Origin of the sequence: Streptomyces sp. NBC_01463, from assembly GCA_036227345.1 — a bacterium.
Taxonomy (GTDB): domain Bacteria; phylum Actinomycetota; class Actinomycetes; order Streptomycetales; family Streptomycetaceae; genus Streptomyces.
This window is the reverse complement of record CP109468.1, coordinates 1,978,295-2,004,409: the sequence shown is the minus strand read 5'-3', so window position 1 is coordinate 2,004,409 and position 26,115 is coordinate 1,978,295. Positions and strand designations below refer to the sequence as shown.

General features: G+C 73.8%; 22 protein-coding genes. 15 read left to right on the top strand and 7 right to left on the bottom strand.

What is annotated here, in order from left to right; all coding sequences use genetic code 11:
• Window positions 1–75 precede the first annotated feature (75 nt).
• Window positions 76–630: a hypothetical protein gene (locus tag OG521_08750; protein WUW20874.1), complete on the top strand. Its 555-nt coding sequence runs from the start codon at window positions 76–78 to the stop codon at window positions 628–630.
• A gap of 35 nt (window positions 631–665) precedes the next feature.
• Here OG521_08750 and OG521_08745 read toward each other — a convergent pair whose 3' ends face one another.
• Window positions 666–1,286: an L-threonylcarbamoyladenylate synthase gene (locus OG521_08745; GenBank protein ID WUW20873.1), complete on the bottom strand. Its 621-nt coding sequence runs from the start codon at window positions 1,284–1,286 to the stop codon at window positions 666–668.
• Window positions 1,287–1,577: 291 nt separating this feature from the next.
• Between OG521_08745 and OG521_08740 the strand changes: the two genes are divergently transcribed.
• From OG521_08740 to OG521_08705, 8 genes are all read left to right on the top strand, one after another.
• Window positions 1,578–2,024, top strand: coding sequence for a MarR family transcriptional regulator (locus tag OG521_08740; protein WUW20872.1), 447 nt, complete (start codon window positions 1,578–1,580; stop codon window positions 2,022–2,024).
• A gap of 216 nt (window positions 2,025–2,240) precedes the next feature.
• Window positions 2,241–3,017, top strand: a complete 777-nt coding sequence (locus OG521_08735; GenBank protein ID WUW20871.1) for a hypothetical protein — start codon at window positions 2,241–2,243, stop codon at window positions 3,015–3,017.
• 16 nt (window positions 3,018–3,033) lie between these two features.
• The gene (locus tag OG521_08730) at window positions 3,034–5,187 is read left to right on the top strand and encodes a bifunctional serine/threonine-protein kinase/ABC transporter substrate-binding protein (GenBank protein ID WUW20870.1); all 2,154 of its coding nucleotides are present in this window, start codon (window positions 3,034–3,036) and stop codon (window positions 5,185–5,187) included.
• Window positions 5,188–5,193: 6 nt separating this feature from the next.
• Complete coding sequence (locus OG521_08725; GenBank protein ID WUW20869.1) at window positions 5,194–7,296, top strand: bifunctional serine/threonine-protein kinase/ABC transporter substrate-binding protein; 2,103 nt, start codon at window positions 5,194–5,196, stop codon at window positions 7,294–7,296.
• 20 nt (window positions 7,297–7,316) lie between these two features.
• Complete coding sequence (locus OG521_08720; protein ID WUW20868.1) at window positions 7,317–8,153, top strand: alpha/beta hydrolase; 837 nt, start codon at window positions 7,317–7,319, stop codon at window positions 8,151–8,153.
• 271 nt (window positions 8,154–8,424) lie between these two features.
• Complete coding sequence (gene tdh / locus OG521_08715) at window positions 8,425–9,453, top strand: L-threonine 3-dehydrogenase (protein ID WUW20867.1); 1,029 nt, start codon at window positions 8,425–8,427, stop codon at window positions 9,451–9,453.
• 38 nt (window positions 9,454–9,491) lie between these two features.
• Window positions 9,492–10,685, top strand: coding sequence for a glycine C-acetyltransferase (locus tag OG521_08710; GenBank protein WUW20866.1), 1,194 nt, complete (start codon window positions 9,492–9,494; stop codon window positions 10,683–10,685).
• A gap of 42 nt (window positions 10,686–10,727) precedes the next feature.
• The gene (locus tag OG521_08705; protein ID WUW20865.1) at window positions 10,728–11,648 is read left to right on the top strand and encodes a LysR family transcriptional regulator; all 921 of its coding nucleotides are present in this window, start codon (window positions 10,728–10,730) and stop codon (window positions 11,646–11,648) included.
• A gap of 185 nt (window positions 11,649–11,833) precedes the next feature.
• On the opposite strand, the gene OG521_08700 is transcribed toward OG521_08705, so the two are convergent.
• Window positions 11,834–12,229, bottom strand: a complete 396-nt coding sequence (locus OG521_08700; protein ID WUW20864.1) for a VOC family protein — start codon at window positions 12,227–12,229, stop codon at window positions 11,834–11,836.
• A gap of 81 nt (window positions 12,230–12,310) precedes the next feature.
• On the opposite strand from OG521_08700, the gene OG521_08695 reads away from it, so the two are divergent.
• Together OG521_08695 and OG521_08690 are read left to right on the top strand one after the other, a co-directional pair.
• Window positions 12,311–12,952, top strand: a complete 642-nt coding sequence (locus tag OG521_08695) for a nucleoside/nucleotide kinase family protein (protein ID WUW20863.1) — start codon at window positions 12,311–12,313, stop codon at window positions 12,950–12,952.
• Between the two features lie 68 nt (window positions 12,953–13,020).
• Window positions 13,021–14,151, top strand: a complete 1,131-nt coding sequence (locus OG521_08690; protein WUW20862.1) for an aminopeptidase P family protein — start codon at window positions 13,021–13,023, stop codon at window positions 14,149–14,151.
• A 14-nt stretch (window positions 14,152–14,165) separates the two neighbouring features.
• Here OG521_08690 and OG521_08685 read toward each other — a convergent pair whose 3' ends face one another.
• Both OG521_08685 and treZ read right to left on the bottom strand, forming a co-directional pair.
• Entirely contained in the window at window positions 14,166–15,035 is an 870-nt protein-coding gene (locus OG521_08685; protein ID WUW20861.1) for a GNAT family N-acetyltransferase, read from the bottom strand.
• A gap of 63 nt (window positions 15,036–15,098) precedes the next feature.
• The gene (gene treZ, locus OG521_08680) at window positions 15,099–16,859 is read right to left on the bottom strand and encodes a malto-oligosyltrehalose trehalohydrolase (GenBank protein WUW20860.1); all 1,761 of its coding nucleotides are present in this window, start codon (window positions 16,857–16,859) and stop codon (window positions 15,099–15,101) included.
• A 165-nt stretch (window positions 16,860–17,024) separates the two neighbouring features.
• Between treZ and OG521_08675 the strand changes: the two genes are divergently transcribed.
• Window positions 17,025–18,380, top strand: coding sequence for a GH1 family beta-glucosidase (locus tag OG521_08675; GenBank protein ID WUW20859.1), 1,356 nt, complete (start codon window positions 17,025–17,027; stop codon window positions 18,378–18,380).
• Between the two features lie 15 nt (window positions 18,381–18,395).
• Here the strand turns inward: OG521_08675 and OG521_08670 are convergent, their stop codons facing one another.
• A complete protein-coding gene (locus OG521_08670; GenBank protein WUW20858.1) occupies window positions 18,396–19,352 on the bottom strand; it encodes a GNAT family N-acetyltransferase in 957 nt (318 codons plus the stop codon).
• A gap of 176 nt (window positions 19,353–19,528) precedes the next feature.
• Here OG521_08670 and OG521_08665 point away from each other — a divergent pair, with 176 nt between their 5' ends.
• Window positions 19,529–20,095, top strand: a complete 567-nt coding sequence (locus OG521_08665) for an FHA domain-containing protein (protein WUW20857.1) — start codon at window positions 19,529–19,531, stop codon at window positions 20,093–20,095.
• 29 nt (window positions 20,096–20,124) lie between these two features.
• Here OG521_08665 and lpdA read toward each other — a convergent pair whose 3' ends face one another.
• On the bottom strand, window positions 20,125–21,564 hold the full coding sequence (gene lpdA / locus OG521_08660) for a dihydrolipoyl dehydrogenase (GenBank protein ID WUW20856.1): 1,440 nt from the start codon (window positions 21,562–21,564) through the stop codon (window positions 20,125–20,127).
• A gap of 96 nt (window positions 21,565–21,660) precedes the next feature.
• Between lpdA and OG521_08655 the strand changes: the two genes are divergently transcribed.
• Both OG521_08655 and OG521_08650 read left to right on the top strand, forming a co-directional pair.
• Complete coding sequence (locus OG521_08655) at window positions 21,661–22,566, top strand: LysR family transcriptional regulator (GenBank protein ID WUW20855.1); 906 nt, start codon at window positions 21,661–21,663, stop codon at window positions 22,564–22,566.
• A 110-nt stretch (window positions 22,567–22,676) separates the two neighbouring features.
• Entirely contained in the window at window positions 22,677–23,696 is a 1,020-nt protein-coding gene (locus OG521_08650; protein ID WUW20854.1) for a cytochrome P450, read from the top strand.
• On the opposite strand, the gene treY is transcribed toward OG521_08650, so the two are convergent.
• Window positions 23,656–26,049, bottom strand: coding sequence for a malto-oligosyltrehalose synthase (gene treY, locus OG521_08645; protein ID WUW20853.1), 2,394 nt, complete (start codon window positions 26,047–26,049; stop codon window positions 23,656–23,658). The two genes, OG521_08650 and treY, sit on opposite strands and share 41 nt — an antisense overlap.
• Window positions 26,050–26,115: the final 66 nt, after the last annotated feature.

Below are 26,115 nucleotides of genomic sequence, written 5' to 3'. Positions count from 1 at the left end.
GCCGTGAGGCCGGCGACCGCGGGGCGACTGATTCCGGCCCTTGTGACCGGGGGCCACCCTGGCCAGGGTGGAGGGATGATCCTCCCCTTCACCCACGACGGTGAGACAGGCCGGCTTTCCGTGGAGATCGAGCAGGTCGACGATCCGTCCACGATCGGCAAGCACCCGGCCACACAAGGGTTTCCGTGCTGCACGGCCACGGTGGACCATCCCGGCAAGGGATATCGGGCCATGTTCGGCTGGGTCCAGTTCGTCCGGTCCACGGACAACGAGAGCGGCGGCGCCGACTTCGACATGGACCCGTTCGTACTGTTCGAGGACGCGCCGTCCCCGTACGCCTTCTTCGGCCTCGCGCCGACCCTGTTCGACGCGCCGTCGCGGGCCATGCGCCAGCCCATGGCCTGGCTCGCGCACAGCTTCCTGGCGCACACGCCGCTGGACGGGGCGCAGCGGTGCGTGCTGCCGCTCGCCGGTTTCTCCTGGGGGTTCGACGTGGACGGTACGGGCGGCATCGCCGTCCGGCCCGCGGCGGCCCTGACCGCCGCGGACTGGGACGGGCACGTGCCGTACCTGAGCACCAGGCATCCGGCCTGGACGTTCGACAAGTGGCAGCCGACCGCGGGGCGCTGAACGGTTCCCGCGGGTTCCGCGCCGCCCGCGCCCGGCTACTCGAAGCGGGAAGGGTCGCCGGCTCCCCGGCGTACGATCTCCAGCTCGCCGCTGGAGAAGTCGATGACGGTGGTCGGCTCCGTGCCGCAGTCGCCGGAGTCGACGACGACGTCCACCTCGTGGTCGAGGCGCTCCTTGATCTCCCAGCCCTGGGTCATGGGTTCGTCCTCGTCGGGCAGGAGCAGCGTGCTGGAGAGCAGCGGTTCGCCGAGCTCGGACAGCAGGGCCTGGACCACCGCGTGGTCGGGGATGCGGACCCCGACGGTCTTCTTCTTCGGGTGCAGCAGCTGGCGCGGCACCTCCTTCGTTGCCGGAAGGATGAAGGTGTACTGGCCGGGGGTGGCGGCCTTGATCGCGCGGAACACGTCGTTGTCGATCTGCACGAACTGCCCGAGCTGGGCGAAGTTCTGGCACATGAGCGTGAAGTGATGGCGGTCGTCGAGATTGCGGATCGCGCGGATGCGGGAGATGCCGTCACGGCTGCCGAGCTGACACCCGAGCGCGTAGCAGGAGTCCGTCGGATACGCGACGAGCGACCCTGAGCGGATGCTTTCGGCCACGTTGGTGATGGTGCGCCGCTGGGGATTTTCGGGATGTACGTCGAAATACTTCGCCATCCGGCGAGTCTACGGCCGTGGCGGCAAGCGGTTCGAGGGAAAAGCGGGTTGTCCTGCCCCGCGGAGGGACAGGACAACCTTTTCGGGTGGCGGGCGCGGCTCAAACCTTTTCGGCCATGTCAGGCCTTGCTCCCGGCGATCTCGGGCTCAGGGGACGTCGCGCCGAATATGCATCATACATGAGAAGTTCATGATGCACATCGCGTGCATGGTGCATATCTGTGGTATATATGTACAAAAGAGGTCGCCCGCCCCGCGGGGAGGCGAGCCCGGCAGTCGAAGGAGCCCCGCGTGGACATGCCTGTGGACCGGATCGAGTTCGAGACGATGCTTCTCGGGCGGCACATGAGTCTGCTGACCTCGCGGGGCGGCGGGCGGCTCGACCGGAGCGCCTACATCCTCCTCAGCCGCATCCGGGCCCAGGGTCCGATGTCCATCGGCCAGCTGCGTGACGCCTTCGGCCTCGACACCTCCACGCTGAACCGGCAGACCGCAGCGATGCTCCGCGTCGGAGTCGTCGAGCGCATCCCCGACCCGGACGGCGGGATCGCCCGGAAGTTCGCCATCACGGCCGAGGGTGAGCACCGGCTCGACAAAGACCGGGCCGAGAACCGGGAAGGCCTGCAGCGGGTCCTGGCCGAGTGGACCCCGGAGGAGGCGGCCCTGTTCGCGGACGGCCTCGCCCGCCTGAACCGGGACATCGAACGCCTCGACGGGCGGCCCTGGCCGCGGGACTGACCGGACTGGAGGCCGCCCGCGGCGTCACCGGCCAAGGCCCTTCCACCGCAGGGGAGTTGGCGTCACGGAAGGTCGCCGCGACGTCCTGATGACGCAACAGTTTCGCCTCCTCCCGCCTCCCGGACGGCCCGCGATCATAGGATCGGGGCGATCTTCCGGGAGACGGGGTGGCCGATCGTGGCGTGCGGCGGGGCGATACGCAGATACGGAATGGTGATGCTGGCACCCCTGGTGCTGGTGGCCTGTTCCGGCGGTGGCGGGAGTCCGGACGGCGCGGGGGAGAGCGCCTCGGCGAGCGGCAGCGCCCGTGCGGAACCCGGCCCCGGACCCGGCCCCGAGGACACCGGCGACATCGACGCGGACCCGGCCAAACTTCCCGCGTCCCGCAAGGAGGCGCTCGACCTCATCGGCCGGGTCATCGCCGAGCCCGCCGCCTTCGGCCCCGGCGTGGTCAAGCGGAGCCCGTACGAGAGCGATCCGGCCACCTGGCCGGTCCTCGGCACCGACTGCGTCTGGCAGCAGAAGAAACCGGCGGCCGGCGTGCTCGCCACCCGCAGCCGTTCCTTCGAGGTGCCCGCGGCGGACGGCAAGGGGCCGATGCGGCTCTCCGCCGTCGTCACCGTGCACCGCACCCGCGACGACGCCCGGTGGGAGATGGCCGAATCGGTGGAGGAGACGATGCGCTGCCCCACCCAGCAACTGCGGCAGGGCGAACTGATCGGGTCGATGATCGCGTCCTCCCTGGGACAGGGGGAAGCCGGACAGGTCAGCGCCGAGGACACCCTGCTCGAGTCGGGCCAGTACCGGAACGCCGAGCTCGGCGGCGGTCCCTACCCGTACTCCTGGTACCAGTCGCAGAGCCTCCAGTTCACCGTGGCGGTGACCGGCAAGGGGGCCAGGGGCTGGAGCCAGCAGGAGATCGACGTGCTGACGGACCGGGCGCATTCCGCCATGCTGCTGCGGATCAAGGCCGCGGTCGAGAAGAAGAGCTGAGAGAGCGGAGAGCGTGATGGAGAAGCTGCGCCCCTCCGACCCCCCGCGGATCGGCGGACACCGGCTGCTCGGGCGGCTCGGTGCCGGCGGCATGGGAGTCGTCTACCTCGGCCGCACGGACACCGGCGCCCTGGCCGCGATCAAGGTGATCCTGCCCGAGTACGCCGCCGACGACGACTTCCGGACCCGGTTCAGGCGCGAGGTCGAGGCCGCCCGCCGGGTGGAGAGCCCCTGGGCCGTGCCGGTCACCGGCGCCGAGACGGAGGGCGAACACCCCTGGCTGGCCACCGCGTTCGTGCCCGGCCCCGCGCTGGCGGAGGCCGTCGCCCGCTGCGGCCCGCTGCCCGCGCGCAGCGTCCGGGTGCTCGGGCGGCTGCTCGCCCGCGCCCTGACCGCCGTGCACGCGGCGGGCCTCGTCCACCGCGACGTCAAGCCCGGCAACGTCCTGCTGACCGTCGACGGGCCGCGCCTGATCGACTTCGGCATCGCCCGGGCCGCCGACGCCACCGCGCTCACCGCCACCGGCCTCGTGGTCGGGACCCCGGGCTTCCTCTCGCCGGAACAGGCCACCGGGGACGGCACGGCCGCCGGACCCGCGAGCGACGTCTTCTCCCTCGGCTGCCTCCTGGCGTACGCCGCGACCGGAAGGCCCCCCTACGGCAGCGGGGCCGTCGAGGCACTGCTCTACCGGACCGTCCACGACGAGCCCGATCTCGCGGGGGTCGACGACCCCGGACTCCACGCGCTGCTCACCGCCCTGCTGGCCAAGGACCCCGGCGCACGGCCCACCGCGGCGGAGCTCGACACCCGGATCACCGAGGACGCGCCCCACGGCACCGTCGACTGGCTGCCCGAGGACGTCGTGGCGCTCATCGCCGACCGGTCCGCCGCCATGCTGGAGCTGCCCGGCATCGACCCCACGCTCGCGGCGGAAGGGGCGGCCGCGTCCGCCACCGGTCCCAGCCGGCGCGGGGTCCTGCTGTTCGCCGGCGCCGCGGCGGTGGCTGTGACGGGCGCCGCGTTCGCCGTCCGGGAGTGGCTGGTCGAGGACACGGACATCCACGCCATCGCCAAACCCGGCGAGCGGGCCTGGACCATCGGTGTGCAGGCCGATCTGACGGGGCCGCGGAAAGCCGCGGGACAGGCCCAGGAGCGCGGGGTCCGGCTGGCCGTCGAGCAGTTCAACGCCCGCAAGGACAAACCCTTCACACTCTCCGTCAAGGCGCTCGACGACGGGGGCGACACCGCCCGCGCGGTGAAGGCCGCCGGGCAGTTCGCCCGCGACCGCGATGTGCTCGCCGTCGTCGGCCCGACCGGTGACGCCGCGACGGAGGCCGTCCTCGGCACGTACGACGAGGCGATGCTGCCCCTCATCACCGTGTCCTCGCTCCAGCTCACCTACGCCGCCCGGTCCAGGAAGTCGTTCTTCCAGGCGGCGCCATCCGAAGCGGTCCTGGCCCAGCCGGTCATCAGACGGCTCGTGCTGCGGCCCGATGTCGAACGGCTCGGCGTGCTGCTCGACCGGGCCGGCGGCCAGTCCGCCTACCAGGTCGGCTACCTGACCAATCTGATGACCGGCCAGATCACCACCGGGACCACCTATCCGCGGGTCATCCCGGCCGGCACGCGGGACCTGGCACCCGTGGTCGAGGACATGCTCGCGCACGCCAGCGACGCCCTCTTCTACGCCGGGGACACCGCCGGCGCCGCCCGCACCGCACGCGCTCTGGCGGCCACCGGCTTCAAGGGCCCCCGGATGGCCATGCACACGGCGATGGACGCACGCTTCCTCGCGGACGCCGGACAGGCCGCCGAGAACTGGGAGTTCACCGCGCCCTACCTCGACGCGACGACACCCGCGGCCGGGAAGTTCGCCGCGGCCCACCGCGCCGCCCACGACACCGCGCCCGCGCACTGGGCCGCCGAGGCGTACGACGCGGCCGGGATCGTGATCGCCGCCGTGACCGCCCTCGCCAAAGGACCGGCAGGTCCGAAGCGCCCGGCCCGCAGCGCGATCGTCACGAGGATCGCCGCATCCTCGTACCGGGGCGTCTCGCGCACGTACGCCTTCGACGAGGACCACCGGCTCAAGGGCGACGACGCCTACCTCTACGGCGTGCGGGACGGGCGCTACGTGTACCTCGGCGCCGCGCCGAAGGCCACGGCCTGATCCGGCATGAAGCCGCTCACCTCGCAGGACCCGCGCACCGTCGGTGAGTTCCGCACCCTCGTCCGGCTCGGCGCCGGCGGCATGGGCGTGGTCTACCTGGCGCGCTCGGCCGGCGGGGCGCTCGCCGCCGTGAAGGTGATCCGCGCCGAGCACGCCGCCGACCCCGGATTCCGGGCCCGGTTCCGGCGCGAGGCCGAGGCCGCGGGCCGGGTCACCGGACCGTGGGTGGTCCCGGTGACCGGAACCGACCCCGAGGCCCGTGAACCCTGGCTGGCCACCGCCTTCGTCCCCGGCCCCTCGCTCGGCGAGGCCGTCGAGGCGCGCGGACCCCTGCCCGTCGCCACGGTCGGGGCGCTCGGCGCCCGCCTCGCCGAGGCGCTCGCCGCCGTCCACGACGCTGGCCTCGTGCACCGCGACGTCAAACCCGGCAACGTCCTCCTCGCGCTCGACGGCCCCCGCCTCATCGACTTCGGCATCGCCCGCCACGAGGGCGCCACCGCCCTCACCGCCACCGGTGCGGTGATCGGCACCCCCGGCTTCCTGGCCCCGGAACAGGCGTCGGCGGGACCGCTCGGACCTGCCTGCGACGTGTTCTCGCTGGGCTGCGTCCTCGTGTACGCGGCCACCGGGCGGCGGCCGTTCGGAGCCGGCACCCCCGCCGGACTGCTCTTCCGCACCGTCCACGAGGAGCCGGACCTGTCGGCGGTGCCGGCCGGGCTGCTGCCCCTCCTCGCGGACTGTCTGGCCAAGGACCCCGCGGACCGGCCGACTCCCTGGGAGGTCGCGGACCGGCTCACGGGAGGCGGCGCGCACTGGGAGGTGCCGGGGCTGGCCACCGCCGTCGCCGAACGCTCCGCCGCCGCCCTCGCCCTCCCCGACCCCGAACCGCCCACCGTCGTCCAGCAACCCGGACCGCCGCGCCCGACCCGCAGGCGCCTGCTCACCGCGGGAGCCGCCGGCGCCGTCCTCCTCGCCGGCGGGGGAGCCGCCGCCTGGGTGACGGCCGCCCGCGGCGGCGGCACCGGAGCCGCCCCCCGGGCGCTTCCCGCGTACCGGATCGCCCTGCACGCGGACCTGACAGGACCGGGAAAGGCCGTCGGTCTCGCCCACCAGCGAGGGGCCCTGCTCGCGGTCGACGACCACAACGCCCGCAAGGACAAGGCGTTCACGCTCGTCCTGCACACCGAGGACGACGCGGGTGACGCCGCCCGCGCCAGCCGGGTCGCCGACCGGATCACCGCCGACCCCCGGATGCTCGCCGTCATCGGCCCCACCGGCCCCGTCGCCACCGAGGCCGTCGTCAGCCGCTACGCGAAGGCCGGTCTGGCCCAGGTCGTCGTCGCGGCCGGCTCCACCACGGCGGAGACGTCGACGGCCAAGTCCCTCTTCGTGCTGCGGCCGTTCGACGTATCACTGGCCCTGGGAGTGACCCGCCACCTGGCGTACATCGAGCCCGTCGAGCACTTCGCCGTCATCGAGGACCTCGCGGACCCGGAGGGCAGCTGGGCCATCCGGGACCGGCTGCCGAAGACCCTGAAGGGCACCACGATCACCGTGCACACCGTCGCGGCCACCGCCCGCACCTTCGCCCCGGCAGCCCGGGCCGCGGTCGCCGACGGAGCCGGCGCGGTCGTCTACGCCGGCACGTCCGCCGCCCGGGCCGCCCGCTGCGCCAAGGACCTCGCCGCCGCCGGCTTCACCGGAACCGGCCTGTCCACCGGCCCCGTCCTCACCCCGGCCTTCCTCCGGGACGCCGGCAGGGCCGCAGAGGGCTGGGTCTTCGCCGAGGCGTACACCGACCCGTCGGCCCTGGCGCCGGCGAAGGCCTTCACCGCGGCACACCGCGAACGGTTCGGCTCGCCGCCCGCCACCTGGGCCGCCGAGACGTACGACGCGGTGGGCCTGATCGCGAGGGCCGGCCGCTCCGCTGACCCCGACGCCGCCGCGCGCGACGGGATGGCCGCGCGCATCCTCCGTACCGACTACCGGGGCATCACCCGGCGGCTGTCCTTCTACGCGTTCCACCAGGTGCGGTACGAGGACGGCATCTTTCTCTACCGGGTGGACGGCGGACGGGCCCGTTTCCTGGGACCGTACACATCGGTGTGATCGTCGAAGAGGAGTACCGAATGGCCGAGTTGGAGCTTTCCGCGGGCGTCGTGGAGTACGAGGACACCGGCGGTGACGGGCCGGTCGTGGTCCTGCTGCACGGCGTGGCGATGGACGGCTCGCTGTGGCGGCACGTCGTCGCGGATCTGCGGGACGGCCACCGGTGCATCGTGCCGACGCTGCCGCTCGGCGGCCACCGCCGGCCGATGCGGCCGGACGCGGACCTGTCGGTCCTCGGTGTCGCACGGCTGGTCGCGGAGTTCCTCGAAGCGCTCGGTCTCACCGACGTCACCCTGGTCATGAACGACTGGGGCGGCGCCCAGGCCCTGGTCGCGGACGGCCGCGACCAGCGGATCGGCAAGCTGGTCATCACCTCCTGCGAGGCCTTCGACAACTTTCCGCCCGGACTGCCCGGCAGCAATCTCTACGCCTCCGCCCGGATGCCCGGCGGCCTGAAGCTGGCCTTCACCCTGCTGAAGCTCAAGCCGGTGCGGCGGCTGCCGATGACCTGGGGCCGGATGACCAAGCGGCCGGTGCCCGACGCGGTGATGGACGGCTGGTTCCGGCCGCTGTGGACCTCCCGGGAGATCCGCCGGGACCTGCGGAAGTACGTCCTGGGCGTGCCGCCGAAGGCCGAGCTGCTGCGCTGGGCGGAGGCCCTGCGCACCTTCGACCGTCCGGCGCTCGTCGCCTGGGCGTCGGAGGACCGGGTCATGCCGCCGGAACACGGACGCCGACTGGCCGGACTGCTGCCCCGGGGCGAACTGGTGGAGATCGCGGACAGCTACACCCTGATCCCGGAGGACCGGCCGGACGTGCTGACCCGCCACCTCAGGCAGTTCCTGCGGAAGGGGTGACGGGCCGGCGCGTCCCCCGGATGGAGCAGGCGCCCGCGGGGCCCGTACGGCACGGCGTGAAGCCAAGCTGCGGGCGCGCTTAAGAAAACCTCGATGGACCTGGGGCGCGGGGTACGGCAGATTTCTCCGTGACGGCGGAGGATGGTGCGCGGCAGCCGGCCGAGCGCGCTGCCACGCAGTCCCTCTCATACTTCCCCGGGCCGCAGGCTTCCTCTGGCATGCCCCCGGCCCGGGGACATCAACGCCGCACCAGGTACAGGGAGCCGCAGCCGTGAAGGCACTCGTGAAGCAGAAGGCCGAGCCGGGACTCTGGCTGATGGACGTGCCCGAGCCGGAGACCGGCCCCTCGGACGTGCTGATCAAGGTGCTCCGCACCGGCATCTGCGGCACCGACCTGCACATCCGCAACTACGACGGCTGGGCGCAGCAGGCCGTGAAGACGCCGCTCGTCCTCGGCCACGAGTTCGTCGGAGAGGTCGCCGCGATCGGCGCGGACGTCGTCGACATCGCCGTCGGCGACCTGGTCAGCGGCGAGGGCCACCTGGTGTGCGGCAAGTGCCGCAACTGTCTGGCCGGCCGCCGTCACCTCTGCCGCTCCACCGTGGGGCTCGGCGTCGGCCGCGACGGGGCCTTCGCCGAGTACGTCGCGCTGCCCGCGTCCAACGTCTGGGTGCACCGCGTCCCCGTGGACCTGGACGTCGCCGCGATCTTCGACCCGTTCGGCAACGCCGTGCACACCGCACTGTCGTTCCCGCTGGTCGGCGAGGACGTCCTGATCACCGGCGCAGGCCCGATCGGCATCATGGCCGCCGCCGTCGCCAAGCACGCCGGAGCCCGCAACGTCATGATCACCGACGTCAGCGAGGCCCGTCTCGACCTGGCCCGCAAGGTCGGCGTCAGCCTCGCGCTCAACGTCGGTGAGCAGACCATCGCCGACGGCCAGCAGAAGCTGGGCCTGCGCGAGGGCTTCGACATCGGCCTGGAGATGTCCGGCCGCCCCGAGGCGATGCGCGACATGATCGCGAACATGACGCACGGCGGCCGGATCGCGATGCTCGGACTGCCGTCCGACGAGTTCGCCGTCGACTGGTCCCGGATCGTCACCTCCATGATCACGATCAAGGGCATCTACGGCCGCGAGATGTACGAGACCTGGTACGCCATGTCCGTCCTGCTGGAGGGCGGTCTCGACCTCGCCCCCGTGATCACCGGCAGGTACGGCTACCGCGACTTCGAGGCGGCCTTCGACGACGCGGCGAGCGGACGCGGCGGCAAGGTCATCCTCGACTGGACCGTCTGACCTCCTACCGCCTCCGCACCCAGCCGGGAGATTCCCTCATGTTCGACTCCGTACGCGACGACATGCGCACCACCCTCGAAGAGATCGAGGCAGCCGGGCTGCACAAGCCCGAGCGCGTCATCGGCACCCCGCAGTCCGCGACCGTGGCCGTCACCGCCGGTGGCCGCCCCGGCGAGGTGCTGAACTTCTGCGCCAACAACTACCTGGGCCTGGCCGACCACCCCGACGTGATCGCCGCCGCGCACGAGGCGCTGGACCGCTGGGGCTACGGCATGGCCTCGGTCCGTTTCATCTGCGGCACCCAGGAGGTCCACAAGGAGCTGGAGCAGCGGCTCTCCTCCTTCCTGGGCCAGGAGGACACGATCCTCTACTCGTCCTGCTTCGACGCCAACGGCGGAGTCTTCGAGACCGTCCTCGGCCCGGAGGACGCGGTCATCTCCGACGCCCTCAACCACGCCTCGATCATCGACGGCATCCGGCTGTGCAAGGCCAAGCGCTTCCGCTACGCCAACCGCGACATGGCCGACCTGGAGAAGCAGCTCAAGGAGGCGTCCGGGGCCCGGCGCCGGCTCGTCGTCACCGACGGCGTGTTCTCCATGGACGGGTACGTCGCCCCGCTGCGCGAGATCTGCGACCTGGCCGAGCGCTACGACGCCATGGTCATGGTCGACGACTCGCACGCGGTCGGCTTCGTCGGCCCCGGCGGCCGCGGCACTCCCGAACTGCACGACGTGATGGACCGCGTCGACATCATCACCGGCACGCTCGGCAAGGCGCTCGGCGGCGCCTCCGGCGGTTACGTGGCCGCCCGCGCCGAGATCGTCTCCCTGCTGCGCCAGCGCTCGCGCCCGTACCTCTTCTCCAACTCGCTCGCCCCGGTCATCGCGGCGGCCTCGCTGAAGGTCATCGACCTGCTGGAGTCCGCGGGCGACCTGCGCGAGCAGCTCAACGCCAACACCGCGCTCTTCCGCACCCGGATGACCGAGGAAGGCTTCGATGTCCTGCCCGGCGACCACGCCATCGCCCCCGTGATGATCGGGGACGCGGCGAAGGCAGGCCGGATGGCGGAGCTGCTCCTGGAGCGCGGTGTGTACGTGATCGGGTTCTCGTACCCGGTCGTCCCGCAGGGCGCGGCCCGCATCCGCGTCCAGCTCTCCGCGGCCCACTCCACGGCGGACGTGAACCGCGCGGTCGACGCGTTCGTCGACGCGCGGGCGGCCCTGGAGGCGTAGCCGCGACGGGGGAGCCCTCCGCGACCTGGGACAATAGGGCACATGATCGATGCACGGCGGCTGCGCATCCTGCGGGCGGTGGCGGACCACCGCACGGTGACCGCCGCGGCCGCCGCGCTGTATCTGACCCCGTCCGCCGTCTCCCAGCAGCTCGCCGCGCTGGAGCAGGAGACGGGACACCGGCTGGTCGAGCGGGGCGCCCGCGGCGCCCGGCTCACCCCCGCAGGAGAGATCCTGCTGACCCACACCAACGCGGTCCTGGCCCAGCTGGAGCGGGCGGAGGCCGAGCTCGCCGCCTACGGCGCGGGCGACGCCGGTACGGTCACCGTCGCCGCGTTCGCCACCGGCATCGGCCTGGTCCTCGCCCCCGCGATCGCCGCCCTCGGCCGGACCGCCCCCGGCATCAAGGTCCGGGTGCAGGACGCCGAGGGCGACGCCAGCGTCCCGATGGTCCTGGACCGGCAGGCCGATGTGGCGGTCGCCGTCGAGTACCGGGGCGCACCGGGCGAGGACGACCGGCGGCTGACCCGGGTCGCGCTGTACTCGGAACCCTTCGACGCGGTGCTCCCGGTCGGACACCGGCTGGCGGACCAGGAACAGGTCGCGGTCGCCGACCTCGCCAAGGACGCCTGGATCGGCCCCTACCCGGGCAACCCGTGCCACGACGTGGTCGTGCTGGCCTGCGAGTACGCCGGCTTCGCCCCGAACCTCGAACACTCGTCGGACGACTTCCATGCGGTGGTCGCCCTGGCCGGCGCCGGCGCCGGGGTGGCGCTCGTCCCGCGGTCCGCGCTGCGCGGGATGGCACTGACCGGTGTGGTGGTCCGGCCGGTACGGGGAAGCGCCCCGACACGCCGCGTCTTCGCCGCCGTGCGCCGCGGCGCGGAGGCGCATCCGCTGATCGCCCCGGTGCTGGAGGCACTGGCGGGGGCGGCGGGGGACGACGTCCTCAGGGCGGGCTGAGCCCCTGGACGCACCGCGCTCACGACCCCGCGTCCACCACCGGGGTCTCCGGGGCGAACCCCCCGTCCCGCCGCCGCCGAACAGGGTGACGGCCGTCCACGTACACCGGGGACGTTCCGCTCGCCGGCATGGCCGGATCATGGCAAGGTCCGACGGCCCCCGGGAAGGGCCGGAGTCGTGCGGGGCTACGCCGTCGGCGCGGGCTGGAGCAGGTCCCAGCGGTTGCCGTAGAGATCCTCGAAGACCGCGACCGAGCCGTAGACCTCGTGCCGCGGCTCCTCCAGGAACCGAACCCCGGCCGCCAGCATGCGCGCGTGGTCGCCCGCGAAGTCCTCGGTGTGCAGGAAGAAGCCGACCCGTCCGCCGGTCTGCGCCCCGACGCTCGCCGACTGCGCGCCGTCCTTGGCGCGGGCCAGCAGCAGACCCGTGCCCTGCCCGCCGCGCGGCCGCACCACGACCCAGCGGGAGCCGTCGCCCCGGTCGGTGTCCTCGACCAGTTCGAAGCCGAGGGCCTCGGTGTAGAAGTCACGGGCCTCGTCGTACTCGCGGACGACCAGGGTGACCAGGGCGATGTGGGACATGGGGGATCCTCGGTGCTCGGGGCGGGCGGGGGAGGGGTACGGCCCGGAGGCCGCCGGGCCCGTAGCGGGACACTATCCGGCATGGACACCAAGGACCTCACCGGCCTGACGGCCCGCGCCCGCCGCCTCGCCGCTGCCGGGGACCGCCGCATCCTCGGTATCGCCGGGCCGCCCGGCGCCGGGAAGTCGACCCTGGCGCAGCAGCTCGTCGACGCGCTCGGACCGCTCGCCGTCCTCGTCCCGATGGACGGCTTCCACCTGGCCCAGACCGAACTGGAGCGGCTCGGCCGGGCGGACCGCAAGGGCGCGCCCGACACGTTCGACGCCGCCGGATACGCGGCCCTGCTCCGGCGACTGCGGACCCCCGAACCCGGGACCGTCGTCTACGCCCCCGCCTTCGACAGGTCCCTGGAGGAACCGGTCGCCGGCTCCGTGCCCGTACCGCCACACGTCCCGCTCGTCGTCACCGAGGGAAACTACCTCCTGTACGGGGAGGGGCCGTGGGCGCCGGTGCGCGGACTGCTGGACGAGGCGTGGTTCCTGGAGCTCGACGACGAGGTGCGCGTCCGCCGGCTCGTCGATCGCCATGTGCGGTACGGAAAGCCGCGGGCCTTCGCGGAGCGCTGGGTCGCGGGGTCCGACGAGGCCAACGCGCGGCTCGTCGCCCCGGGCCGCGACCGCGCCGACCTCGTCGTACGGACGGCGGACGGCACGCCGTCCTGACCACTCGCGGTCCGGAGCCCGGACGGGCAGGATGCAGAGAGCCGTTCCGCGCCGCCAGGAGGTCCCGCATGTCCAGCCCGAACCAGCCCGTGCCGTTCACCGCCGACGACTACCGGGCCCGGATGACGCGCGCCGCCGAGAGCGCCGCGGCCGCCGGACTCGCGGGCGTCCTGGTCGCACCGGGACCCGACCTCGTCCACCTGACCGGCTACCAGCCCACCGCCATCACCGAACGCCTCACGGTCCTCGTCCTGACCGCCGGTCAGGACCCGGTCCTGGTCGTGCCGACGCTGGAGGCCGCCGACGCGGAGAAGGCCGTCGGGGCACCCGCCCTGACCCTGCGCGACTGGACCGACGGCAAGGACCCGTACGCCGTCACCGCGCCGCTGCTCGACGCGAAGGGCCGGTTCGGGATCAGCGACAACGCCTGGGCGATGCATCTGCTCGGCCTCCAGCAGCTGTTGCCCGGCACCTCGTACGCCTCGCTCACCGAGGTCCTGCCGATGCTGCGCGCCGTCAAGGACAGCCATGAGCTGGACCGGCTCGCCGCCGCCGGGGCCGCCGCCGACGCCACGTACGAGGAGATCCTGAAGGTCCGGTTCGCCGGCCGCAGGGAGACCGACGTGGCCGCCGACCTGGCCCGGCTGCTCACCGAGTCCGGCCACTCCCAGGTCGACTTCACCGTGGTCGGCTCCGGACCGAACGGCGCCAACCCGCACCACGAGGCGGGTGACCGCACCATCGAGCGGGGCGACATGGTCGTGCTCGACTTCGGCGGCCTCAAGCACGGTTACGGCTCCGACACCTCCCGTACGGTCCACGTCGGCGAGCCCACGCCCGAGGAACAGCGGGTCCACGACATCGTGCGGGAGGCTCAGGAGGCGGGCTGCAAGGCCGTGCGGCCCGGCGTCGCCTGCCAGGAGATCGACCGGGCGGCCCGCGCCGTCATCACCGAGTTCGGCTACGGGGAACGCTTCATCCACCGCACCGGCCACGGCATCGGTGTCACCACCCACGAACCCCCGTACATGATCGAGGGCGAGGAGCTGCCGCTCGTGCCCGGCATGTGCTTCTCCGTGGAGCCCGGCATCTATCTGCCGGGCCGCTTCGGCGTCCGGATCGAGGACATCGTGACCGTCACCGAGGACGGCGGCCGGCGCCTCAACGCCACCGCGCGCGAACTGGCGATCGTCGAGTAGCACCGCCCCCGCCCCTACGCCTCCCGGCAGCGGTCCCGGACCTCGGGGCGCCGCCGGAAGCCCGCCGCCTCGTAGGTGGCGACGGCGCCCGGGTTGGCGGTGGGGGTGCACACGAGCGCGCTGGACGAGCCCAGTTCCCTGAGCGCGGCGGCCGCGGCGACGGTGATCGCCTCACCGTGGCCGCGGCGGCGGTGGTCCCGGTGCACGCCCATCGGTTCGAGCAGCCCGGGCCTGCCCGGCCCCGCCGACCACACCGTCACCGCCGCCACCGCGTCGCCCCGGCCGTCGTACGCGACCAGGGACCTGGCCTCCGCGTACGGCAGTCCGGCCGCCATCGCGTGCCAGCTCTCGTCCGTGCACCGCGAACCGGCGAAGGCCGCCCGGTGCACCGCGGTGTACACGTGGGCCCGCTCCGGCCCGGTCACCTCGATCCGCACACCCGGGTCGCGCACCGGCTCGGTGAGGTCGCGGCTCAGCGGCGTCCACGGCTCGTCGGTGCCCCAGCCCTCCCCGGCCAGCAGCTCCTGGACCAGCGCATCCGCCGGCGCCTCGATGTTCGCCCTCCCCGCGGGCAGCACACCGCGCGCCGGATCGGTCGCGTCCGCGACCAACTGCCGGGCCAGTGCCTCGTCCTGGCGGGCGTCCGGCGCGATCGTGAGCCGCAGGAGACCGGGGCCGTCCAGCAGCCCGACGGCGAGGATCCGGCCGTCCCCGCTCCACGTCCGGACCGCCGCGGCGGTCGCCTCCGGCCCGGCCCGCCAGAACCAGCCCAGGTCCCCCGGATGCAGTTGCATCGGCGCCCCGTCGTCCTGCCACTCCCGCAGCACGCCCACGGCCTCGGCCAGCCGGCCGGCTCCCGGCGCGTCCGGCATCGTCGTCACCATCCCCCGATGACACACCACGGCGGCTCCCGGCCGCACCTGGTTTGCGGGCGAGGGCGCGGGCGGTCAGTCGTCGGCCAGCACCACGCACGACTCCGGCGGCAGATGCAGCGCCCCGTCCGCACCGGGCGGGTCGACGGGCAGCCAGGCGGCCAGCACCCGGCCCCCGCCGCCGCGGTGCCGGCCGCCGCCGAGCGGGATCGTGGCCGGCTTCTCGTCGAGGTTGACCGCGACCCGCAGATCGCCCCGGCGGAACGCCAGCCAGCGTGCCCCGTCGTCGAACGCCGTCCGCACCGTCGCCAGATCCGGGTCGCAGAGGTCGGGCAGCGCGTGGCGCAGGGCGATCAGTTCGCGGTACCAGGCGTGCAGACGGGCGTGCGGTTCGCGCTCGGGCTCGCTCCAGTCCAGACAGGAACGGTCCCGGGTGGCCGGGTCCTGCGGGTCCGGGATGTCCTCCTCGGCCCAGCCGTGCGCCCCGAACTCCCGCCGTCTGCCCGTGCGGACGGCCTCGGCGAGCTCCGGATCGGTGTGGTCGGTGAAGAACTGCCAGGGGGTCCGTGCGCCCCACTCCTCGCCCATGAACAGCATCGGGGTGAACGGGCCGGTCAGCACGAGCGCCGCCGCACAGGCCAGCAGACCGGGGGAGAGGGAGCCGGCCAGCCGGTCGCCGAGCGCCCGGTTGCCGATCTGGTCATGGGTCTGGGCGTAGCCGACGAAGCGGTGGGCGGCGCTGCGGGTGACGTCGACCGGCCGGCCGTGCGTACGGCCCCGGAAGCTGGAGTACGTGCCGTCGTGGAAGAAGGCGCTGGTCATGGTCTTGGCGAGACCGGCCAGCGGGGCGGCCGCGAAGTCCGCGTAGTAACCCTGGGACTCGCCGGTCAGCGCGGTGTGCAGACAGTGGTGGAAGTCGTCGTTCCACTGGGCGTGCAGACCGATGCCGCCGGACTCGCGCGGAGTGGTCGTGCGCGGGTCGCAGAGATCGGACTCGGCGATGAGGGAGAGCGGGCGGCCCAGCTCCGCCGAGAGCGCGTCGGCCGCGGTCGACAGCTCCTCCAGGAAGGTGAGCGCCCGGGTGTCGGCCAGGGCGTGGACCGCGTCGAGCCGCAGTCCGTCCAGCCGGTAGTCGCGCAGCCAGGCGAGCGCGCTGCCCAGCAGGAAGGCCCGCACCTCGTCCGAGCCGGGCGCGTCCAGATTGACGGCCGCACCCCACGGCGTGTGGTGGGTCTCGGTGAAGTACGGGCCGAAGGCGGGGAGGTAATTGCCGGACGGGCCCAGGTGGTTGTGGACCACGTCCAGGACCACGGCGAGCCCGAGCCCGTGCGCCGCGTCGACGAAGCGCTTCAGCCCCTCCGGCCCGCCGTACGGTTCGTGCACCGCCCACAGCGACACCCCCTCGTACCCCCAGCCGTGGACGCCGGGGAAGGGGCAGACGGGCATCAGCGACACATGGGTGACGCCCAGCTCGGCGAGGTGCCCCAGCCGCGCCGCCGCCGCGTCGAAGGTGCCGTCGGCGGTGTACGTACCGATGTGGAGCTCGTACAGGATGGCGCCCGGCAGACCGCGCCCCGTCCAGTCGCTCCGCCACGCGTACCCGCCGTGGTCGACCACCGCGCTCTCGCCGTCCGGACCGTCCGGCTGGCGGCGGGAGCGCGGATCGGGGCGCACCGGTCCGCCGTCGAGGGCGAAGCCGTAACGGTCGCCGTCCGCGGCGTCGGCCTCCGCGGTCCACCAGCCCGCCCGGCCCGGATCACGCTCCATGGTCCGCGGCTCACCCGACAGCCGCAGCACGGCCGATTCCGCATCCGGTGCCCATACCTCGAACAACATGTGGCGCTCCCTCGTCTCCGTGTACCGGCCCATGGTCGGCAGAAGGCGCGATCTTCGACCCGCGACACTGGATCGAGCCCGTTACTGGCCATTAAGGTCTGGTCCTGATCATTCCCCTGTCAGGTTCTGTCCTACGCACTCCCTCTTACGGCTGTGGAGGCCGAGATGACCGTGCCGCCCTTCCCGCCCGGTTTCCTCTGGGGAGCCTCCGCCTCCGCCTTCCAGACCGAGGGCGCCGCCGACACCGACGGGAAGGGGCCCTCCGGCTGGGACGCGTTCGCCGCGCAGCCCGGGCGCATCAAGGACGGCACGGACACCACCCGCGGCACCGGCTTCCACCGGCACTACCGCGAGGACGTCGCCCTGCTGGCCGGGCTCGGCGCCGACGCCTTCCGGTTCTCGGTGAGCTGGCCCCGCGTCGTCCCCGGCGGCAGCGGACCGGTCAACCCGCAGGGGCTCGACTTCTACGACCGGCTCGTCGACGAACTCTGCGCCCACGGCATCACCCCGGCCCCCACCCTCTACCACTGGGACACCCCGCTCCCGCTGGACGAGGCGGGCGGCTGGCTCAACCGGGACACGGCCTACCGCTTCGCCGAGTACGCGGGCATCGTCGCGGAACGGCTCGCCGACCGCGTACCCATGTGGATCACCCTCAACGAACCCGCCGAAGTGACCATGCTCGGCTACGCGCTCGGCGAGCACGCGCCGGGCCGCGCCCTCCTCTTCGACGCGCTGCCCGCCGCCCACCACCAGCTCCTGGCCCACGGTCTCGCCGTGCGCGCGCTGCGGGCCGCCGGCGCCGGCAACATCGGCATCGCGCTGTCGCACACCCCGGTCTGGACCGCCGGTGAGTCCGACGAGGACCGCTTCGCCGCCGAGGTGTACGACACCCTCACCAACTGGCTGTTCGCCGACCCGCTCCTCACCGGCCGCTACCCCGACGAGAACTTCGCCGCACTGATGCCCGGCCCGGTCGAGGACGACCTGCGGACCATCTCGGCCCCGCTCGACTGGTACGGGGTCAACTACTACAACCCCACACTCGTCGGCGCCCCCGGGGCCGACGCCGCCGACAGCTTCGCCGGGTTCGGGATGCCCGCCGAACTCCCCTTCGGGATAAGGGAGATCCAGGGCTACGAGACGACCGACTTCGGCTGGCCGGTCGTCCCCGACGGGCTGCGCGAGACCCTCGTCCAGCTGCGCGACCGCTACGGCGACCGGCTGCCCCCGCTCTACATCACCGAGAACGGCTGCGCCGTCGACGAACCCACCGCGGACACCCGCAGGATCGCCTACCTCGACGGCCACCTCCGGGCGCTGCGGCAGGCCATGGACGCGGGCGTCGACGTACGCGGCTACTTCACCTGGTCGCTCACCGACAACGTCGAGTGGACCGAGGGGGTCAGCAAGCGCTTCGGCCTGGTCCACATCGACTACGAGACGCTGCGCCGCACGCCCAAGGACTCCTACGCCTGGTACCGCGACGTCATCCGGGCGCAGCGCGCCGGCGGGCGCTGACGCGGGGCGGCTCCGTCAGGCGTCCCACACCATGTCGAAGGCGCGCTCGAAGTTGACGTACCCCAGACGCGCGAAGGACTTCGCCATCGGCACGTTGCCGAGGTCCGTCGCGGCCCGGATGCGCTCCACGCCCTCCTGCCCGGCGAGCACCCGGGTGCCCTCGGCGAGGAGTTCGTCGATGTAGCCGTGACCGCGGTGCGCGGGCACCACGCCGATGTACGCGATGATCGGGTTGTAGCTGTTGCGGGCCGGGATCACGAAGCCGGCCGGCTCGCCGTCCGGGAGTTCGGCGACGCGCCACCACTCCTGCGGCGTCGAGTAGTGGGCGAGCTCCTCGTCGTAGTGCTTCTCCGCCGCCTCGCGCGCCGAGAGCCCGGACGCCAGGTCCTGCCGACCGTGGGCGTCGAGGGTGCCCTCCATCACCGGCGTCATCAGGGCGAGGAGATCCTCCCGCCCGGCGACCGGCCGGAACCGCAGCCGTCCGCTGCCGGCGGGCACGGGAGTGCCCGCACGCCACTCCAGGCGCAGCCGCTCCACGAGCAGCCGGGCGCCGGTGCGTTCCATGACCCGGATGCGGGCCTCGACGACGTCACGGGCCACCGGGTCCTCACGCCAGTCCGGCGGGACGTAACGCCCGTACTCGGGACGCGGGGCGCCGGCCGGGACGACCGCCGCGGTCGCCGCCTCCAGCAGCCGCAGCCCGGCCTCGCCGCGTTCGGGCTCGGGCAGGGTGTCGTCCAGGTCGAAGAAGTCGAGGAAGAGCGGCTCCCTGCCGTCCTTGCTCCACCAGGCGATCCGCGCCAGCACCCGGTCGCCCCGCAGCGCCACCCACATCCACTCCGGACGGCGGCGGCCCGTCGCGAGGTCGTCGGCGAGCTCGTGGTCGAGGACGTAGGACAGCCGGCAGAAGAGATCGAGCTCCTCCGGGCCGGTGATCGGGCGGACGGTCGTTTCGAGTGGTGCGCCGGGCACGGATCCCCCACAGGTATACGGGCTCGTCCCGGCGGTCGCCTGGACGGCACGGCCGCCGACAGTAGCAACGACCCGGGCACGCCGCCTGCGGGTATTCCGGGGCCGTGCAGGTCAGCGAGGGCGGAAAACGGGGTTGTTCTGGACACCCCGGGGCCGTCGGCCCGACAATTGGCCGTGTGACGTCCTCCTCCGAGTTCCACACGTATCCCGCGCGGCTCTCCGACGCCCAGCGCGACCGTGTTCTCGGTGTGCTCAGGGAGGGCGCGGCACAAGGCAGGCTCTCGCACGACACCTTCATGCGGCGCATGGAACTGGCCCTGACCGCGAACCGCTCCGAGCAACTGGAGGCGCTCACCGCCGACCTGGAGAGCGAGGGCCGCTGGTCGCGGCAGCTGTTCCGGGTGGTCAGCGGGGTCTCCGGTTTCCCCGAGCGGGTACGCAGGGCGTGGCGGTCCGAGCGGCTGCCCAAGCTGCTGCTGCCGGCACCGAGCCCGCACCCCCTGCGCATCGGCCGCGACCCGGGCAACGGACTCCGCCTCAGCCACGAGACGGTCTCCCGGATGCACGCCGAACTCACCGCGCACGCGGGCCGATGGGTGCTGCGCGATCTCGGCTCCACCAACGGCACCTGCGTCAACGGCCAGCGCGTCACCGGCACGGTCTCGGTGCGCGAGGGCGACCAGGTGAGCTTCGGCCGGATGACCTTCCGGCTCTCCGCACCCACGCTCCGGCCGCCCGCCTAGGGGCTGTCCCGTCCGGATCGGGAAGGCGTTCACGCCCGCTGGTGCAGGCCGCGGCCCGCCAGGGTGAGGAAGGCCTCGCCGACCGCCTCCGAGAGCGTCGGGTGCGCGTGGATGTGCCGGGCCACGTCGGACGGTTCGGCGTCCCAGCCGACGATCAGCTGGCTCTCGGCGATCATCTCCGAGACGTGCGGCCCGACCAGGTGCACACCGAGGACCCGGCCGCCCCGCTCCGTGACGACCTTCACCATGCCGCCCTGCCCGTGCACCATCCCCTTGGCGACGGCCGTCAGCGGCATCGTGCCGACCGCGACCTCGTGCCCGGCGTCGCGGGCCTGCGCCTCGGTCAGACCCACCGACGCTGTCTGCGGGGCGGAGTACGTGACCCGGGGCACCGCGGCGTAGTCCACCGGCGCCGGACGGAGGCCGGCCAGCGTCTCGGCCACCAGCAGCCCCTCGGCGAAGGACGCGTGGGCCAGCCCGAGGGACGGCGGCGGGAGCAGGTCCCCGACCACATGGATGCCCGGCACCGCCGTCTCCAGCCGTGACCAGTCCGCCGGCGCCACGTATCCGCGCCGGTCGGGGGCGAGGCCCGCGGCCGCCAGCCCCAGCCCGTCCGTCACCGGGACCCGGCCCACCGCGACGAGCAGCCGCTCCGCCTCCACCGTGCGGACCTCGCCGCGCGGGGTGCGGACCGTGGCACGGACCCCGCCCCCGAGCACCGTGGCCTCCACCAGCCGGGCCCCTGTCCGCACGTCGATCCCGCGCTTCTTCAGACCCCTGGTCAGATGACGGGACACATCCGCGTCCTCCAGCGGGACGAGCCGGTCGGCGGCCTCCACCAGCGTGACCCGCGCCCCCATCGACCGGTGCAGCGAGGCGTACTCCACCCCGATCGCCCCGCCGCCCAGCACCAGGACCGAGTCCGGCAGCCCGGGGGCGAACGGGGCGTCGTCACTGGTGACCACGCGCGTGCCGTCGGCCGCGAGACCGGGCAGCATCCGCGGTCGTGACCCGGTCGCGAGCACGATGCCGCGCCGGGCGGTGACGTCTCCGTACCCGTCGATCCGGACACTGCGCGGGCCGGTCAACTCCGCACTGCCGTGCACCACTTCGACCGCCGCGTGGGCCAGATGACCCTCCACGCCCCGGTGGTTGCGGGCCACGATGTCGTCGCGGGTGGCGACGAGGGCCTGCCAGTCCACCGACTCCAGGCTCGCCTTCACGCCCCACCGCTCCCGTGCCTCCGCGATGCCGTCGACCAGCTCGGCGGCGTGCAGCATCGCCTTGCTGGGGATGCAGCCCCGGTGCAGACAGGTGCCGCCCACCTTGTCGCGCTCGGCGAGGACCACCTCCAGCCCGAGCGCCGCCGCCCGCAGCGCGGTCGAATAGCCGCCCGTACCGCCGCCGATGATCACGACATCGGTCTCGTCGATGTGTTCCGCCCGGCCCTTGACCTGTGTCTGTGTCATGTCCTCAGCCTCCGCCCAGCCCTTGTCATGAGTCCAAGGCAATGTTTGTGTGGGTTCGATGCACGATGTTCATGGCAGCGAGCGGAAGGCGGAGCGATGAGCCTGCGTCAGATGGAGTACTTCCTCACGGTCGTCGAGGAGGCCTCCTTCACCCGGGCCGCCGAACGCCTCCACGTCACCCAGCCCGCGCTGTCCCACCAGATCAAGGCCCTGGAGCGGGAAACCGGCGGCGCCCTGCTCGAACGGCTGCCGCGCGGTGCCCGGCTGACCCCGATGGGCCGGGCGTTCCTGCCGCACGCCGAACGGTCCGTGCGCAGCGCCGCCCAGGCCCGACGGGCGGCGCGCGCGGCGGCGGGTGCGGAGGGAGGCGAACTGCACATCGCCACCGTGCACGCGATCGCCGTCGGCATCCTCCCCGACGTCTTCGCCCGCTGGCGCGGCACGCACCCCGGGGTCGGTCTCGTCCTGCACGAGTACGCCACCACCGACGCCCTGGAGGAACAGATCGAGCGCGGCACCGCCGACCTCGCCGTCGGGCCGCCGCCCCGGCACTGGCCGGGACCGGTCGTCCCGATCGGTGCGGAGGACATCGTCCTGGTCGTCCCGTTCGACGACCCGCTGGCCGGACGGTCCTCCGTACGTCTCCACGAGCTCGCCGACCGGCCCTGGGTGCGGTGTGCGATGGAGGCGGTCGTGGAGGGCCGCCCGTTCCTGGACTGGGCCTGCGCCCGGGCCGGATTCGAACCCCGCACCGCCGTGCGCACCGAGCACACCTCGACCGCGGTACGGATGGCGGCCGCCGGGGTCGGCGTCGCCACGGCCCCCGCGCACGTCGTCCGCGGAGCGGTCGGCGAGGACTGCGCGGTGCTGACCGCCGACCCGCCGTGGGTCCGGGAGCTCGCCGTGTTCTCCCGCGTCGAGCTGACCGGCGCGGCCGCCGCCTTCACGGCGCTGCTCGGCGCCTCCAGGCCCCCCGGCGACCGGGACCGCGGCGCACGGTGACCGCGTTGTCACCCGGACGGCCGCACGCCGACTGCGAGGGGCCCGTTCAGGTGATCCCCTGAGGGGGAGAGCGCCGCACACCGGCGCACCTGATGCCCCGGGGGTACGTCATGCAGGCAGACGCGCCCGGTGAGATACCGGCCCCGATGTCCTCGCCCGAACGCCGCACCGTCCGCTCCCCGGCCGCGCGCCGCCGCGCCCGGGCCCGGGCCGGCGGCGGCCCCAGCCTCCTCGCGCCGGGCGCCGCCCACGACCCGTACCGGCTCTACCGGGTGCTCCGCGAGGAGTACCCGCTCAGCTACGACGCGCCGCTGGGCGCCTGGCTGGTCAGCCGGTACGACGACGTGGCCACCGCGCTCACCGACCCGAGGTTCGCCGGCTTCCCTCACGACGGCGCGCCCCGCGGCGGGCCCGCCCCGCTCGGACTCTGCCACGGCAACGCCCGCTGCCTGCCCCGCGACCGGTACGCGGTGGAGACCGGCCGGGTGCCCCCGCATCTGGCCGAGCGCGTCGAGCGCACCGCCTTTGTGCTGGCGCGGCGCCTCGCCGGACGTCCGCAGGCCGACCTCGTCGAGGAGTTCTGCCGCTGGCTGCCCGCCGGTTCGGGCACCGGCGCGGGCACCCGCACCGCGGCCGACGGTCCCTGCACCCGGCACACCGGGCTGCGCGAGACCGCGCTCGCCTCGTTCCTCGCCAACCTGCTGGACGACGCCGACCTGATGGCCGCCCTGCGCATCGAGCCCGCGCTCGCCGGCCGCGCCTGGACGGAGTCGCTGCGCCGCGACCCGCCCGTCCAGATCGTGCTGCGCCGCACCCGCACCGAGGTCACCCTCAGCGGCGGCACCCTCCCGGCGCGGGCGCCCGTCGCCTGCCTGATCGGCTCGGCAGGCCGCGATCCGGAACGCTTCGCCGCACCGGACGTCTTCGACCCCTTCCGCCGCGACCAGGACCGCGACACGCCCGGCCCTGCGGGCTGCCCCGCCGTGGCGCTCGGCCGGCTGGAGGCCGAACAGGGCCTGCGCGCCCTGCTCGACGCGATGCCCGCCCTCCGCTGGGCGGACGGCTTCCGCCCGGCCGCCACCGGCCTGCTCACACGGGGCCCGCGCTCCCTTCTCGTCCGGCCCGGATGAGCAGGGCCACCGGCCGCTCGGCGAACAGCTCCGCCACCGGCACCGCGCCGCCGGAGAACTTCCGGCCCGGCGTCAGCAGATCGCGCCACACCCCGTCGTCCGGCAGCGTCAGCTCCGTACCGCGCCAGCCGCCCGACTCCGCCAGCCGCAACGACAGCCGGGTCACCGCGGTGACGGCCTCACCGGACCGGGAGAAGGCCAGACAGTGCGCCGCCGCCGGACCGGAGACGGCCAGCGGGGCGTACGTACCCGACTCGCCGAACACCTCGGGCCGCTCCCGCCGCAGCCGCAGCGCCGCCACCGTGAGGTCGCCCTTCGCGTCGGCGGGCGCGTCGTCGGCGGGCGGGGCGAACGGCCGCCGGTTGTCCGGGTCGACCAGCGCCAGATACTCCCGCTCCGTGCCCTGGTAGAGATCCGGCACCCCCGGCATCGTCAGCTGCACCAGCGCCGCCCCCAGCACATTGGCCCGCACATGCGGGGCCAGCCCCGCGGCGAAGGCGTCCAGCAGCTCCCGCACCGGACCGGCGCCGGCGGCCGGGCCCGCGGTCACGAAGCCCGTCGCCACCCGCTCGTACACCGGATCGGGTTCGGTCCAGCTCGTGAACAGGCCCGACTCGCGCACCGCCTTCAGCAGCGCCGGCTCCAGCCGGGCGGCCTGCTCCCCGGACGGGAAGCCCACACAGCCGAGCGCGGTCTGCCACGCCTCCCAGGCGAGCTGCGGATCGGGGGCGGCCGGAGCCGCCCGCGTCAGCTCCCCGACCAGCTCCGACCACGGGCCGGGGCACTCGGACAGCACCGCGATGCCCGCCCGGACGTCGGCGCTGCGCTTGGTGTCATGCGTCGTCAGCGCCGTCCCGGTGGCGGGCCAGTCGCGGGCGAGCCGTGCGCAGAAGAGGTGGAACTCCTCCGGGGCCACCGCAGGCCGCCCCGGATCGCCGCCCACCTCGTTCGCCGAGATCAGCGGAACGTACCGGTAGTACGCCGTGTCCTCGACCGCCTTGGCCCGCAGCGCGGACGCGGTCTGGGCGAACCGGGCGCTGAACGCCGCCCGGTCACCGCCCGCGCCGAGCCGCCCCAGCGCCAGCTCCCGCACCACGTCGACCGCCGACGCCTCCTCCCACACCGTGAAAGCCGCCTTGGCGTCGCTGACCGCGACCGCGTCCAGCGTCGCCTCGGCCGTCGCGGAGCAGGGGCTGCCCGCCGTCACGTACGGGCGGTAGACCGGCACCCGGACCAGCAGTTCGCGCACGGCCGTGCGCAGGGCCCAGGGGGCGTGGTCGCGCAGCGCGGGGTCCTCGGCGCAGACCCGGGACGCCAGCCTGGTCAGCAGCTCGGTCTCGGCGGCCAGCTCATGGGTGACCACGCGGTACGCGGCCCGGCGCACGGTCGCCGCCCAGTAGCCGCCGCGGTCGCCGCTCGGGGAGGCGGAGTCCCGGTAGTGGCCCAGCAGTTCGGCCGCGCCCGCCGGGTCGACGAAGAGCCCGTCGATCCGGTGCAGCGCGTCGTACCCCGTCGTCCCGGCCACGGCCCAGCCGGCCGGCAGCGGCTCGGGGCCGGTGAGGATCTTCTCCACCACCGTCCACACCCCGCCGCTCGCCGCGGACAGCCGCTCCAGATAGCCGGCCGGGTCGGCGAGCCCGTCCGGATGGTCGATCCGAAGCCCGTCCACGACCCCGTCCCGCACCAGCTCCAGGATCTTCGCGTGGGAGGCCGCGAACACCTCGGGGTCCTCCACCCGCACCCCGATCAGCTCCGAGATGGTGAAGAACCGCCGGTAGTTCAGCTCGGTGCGGGCCAGCCGCCACCAGCCCAGCCGGTAGTGCTGGGCGTCCAGCAGCTCCGGGAGGTCCAGGTGGCCGGTGCCGGCCCGGAGCGGGAACTCCTGCTCCCCGTAGCGCAGCACGTCCCCGTCGACCCGCAGCCGGCCGATCTCCTCGCCCAGCCGCCCGGCGAGCACGGGCAGCAGGACCCGGCCGTCGCCCGCCGCCCAGTCGATGTCGAACCAACGGGCGTACGGGGAGCCGGGGCCCTCGCGCAGGACCTCCCGCAGGGCGTGGTTGTGCCGGGGATCGGCCGCCATGTGGTTCGGCACGATGTCCAGCACCAGCCCGAGCCCGTGCTCCCGCGCGGTGCGCGCCAGCCGGCGCAGCCCCTCCTCGCCGCCCAGCTCGGCGCGGACCCGGCTGTGGTCGACGACGTCGTAGCCGTGCCGGGAGCCGGGCACGGCTTCCAGCACGGGGGAGAGGTGCAGATGGGAGACGCCGAGCGAGGCGAGGTACGGGACGGCGTCCTCGGCGGCCGAGAACGGGAACTCCGGCTGGAGCTGGAGCCGGTACGTGGCGGAAGGCGTCATGGATACGTTCGTACCCACATCCGGGCCGCCTGTGTCACCCGGCCACGGACGAGTGCCAGCCCCCCC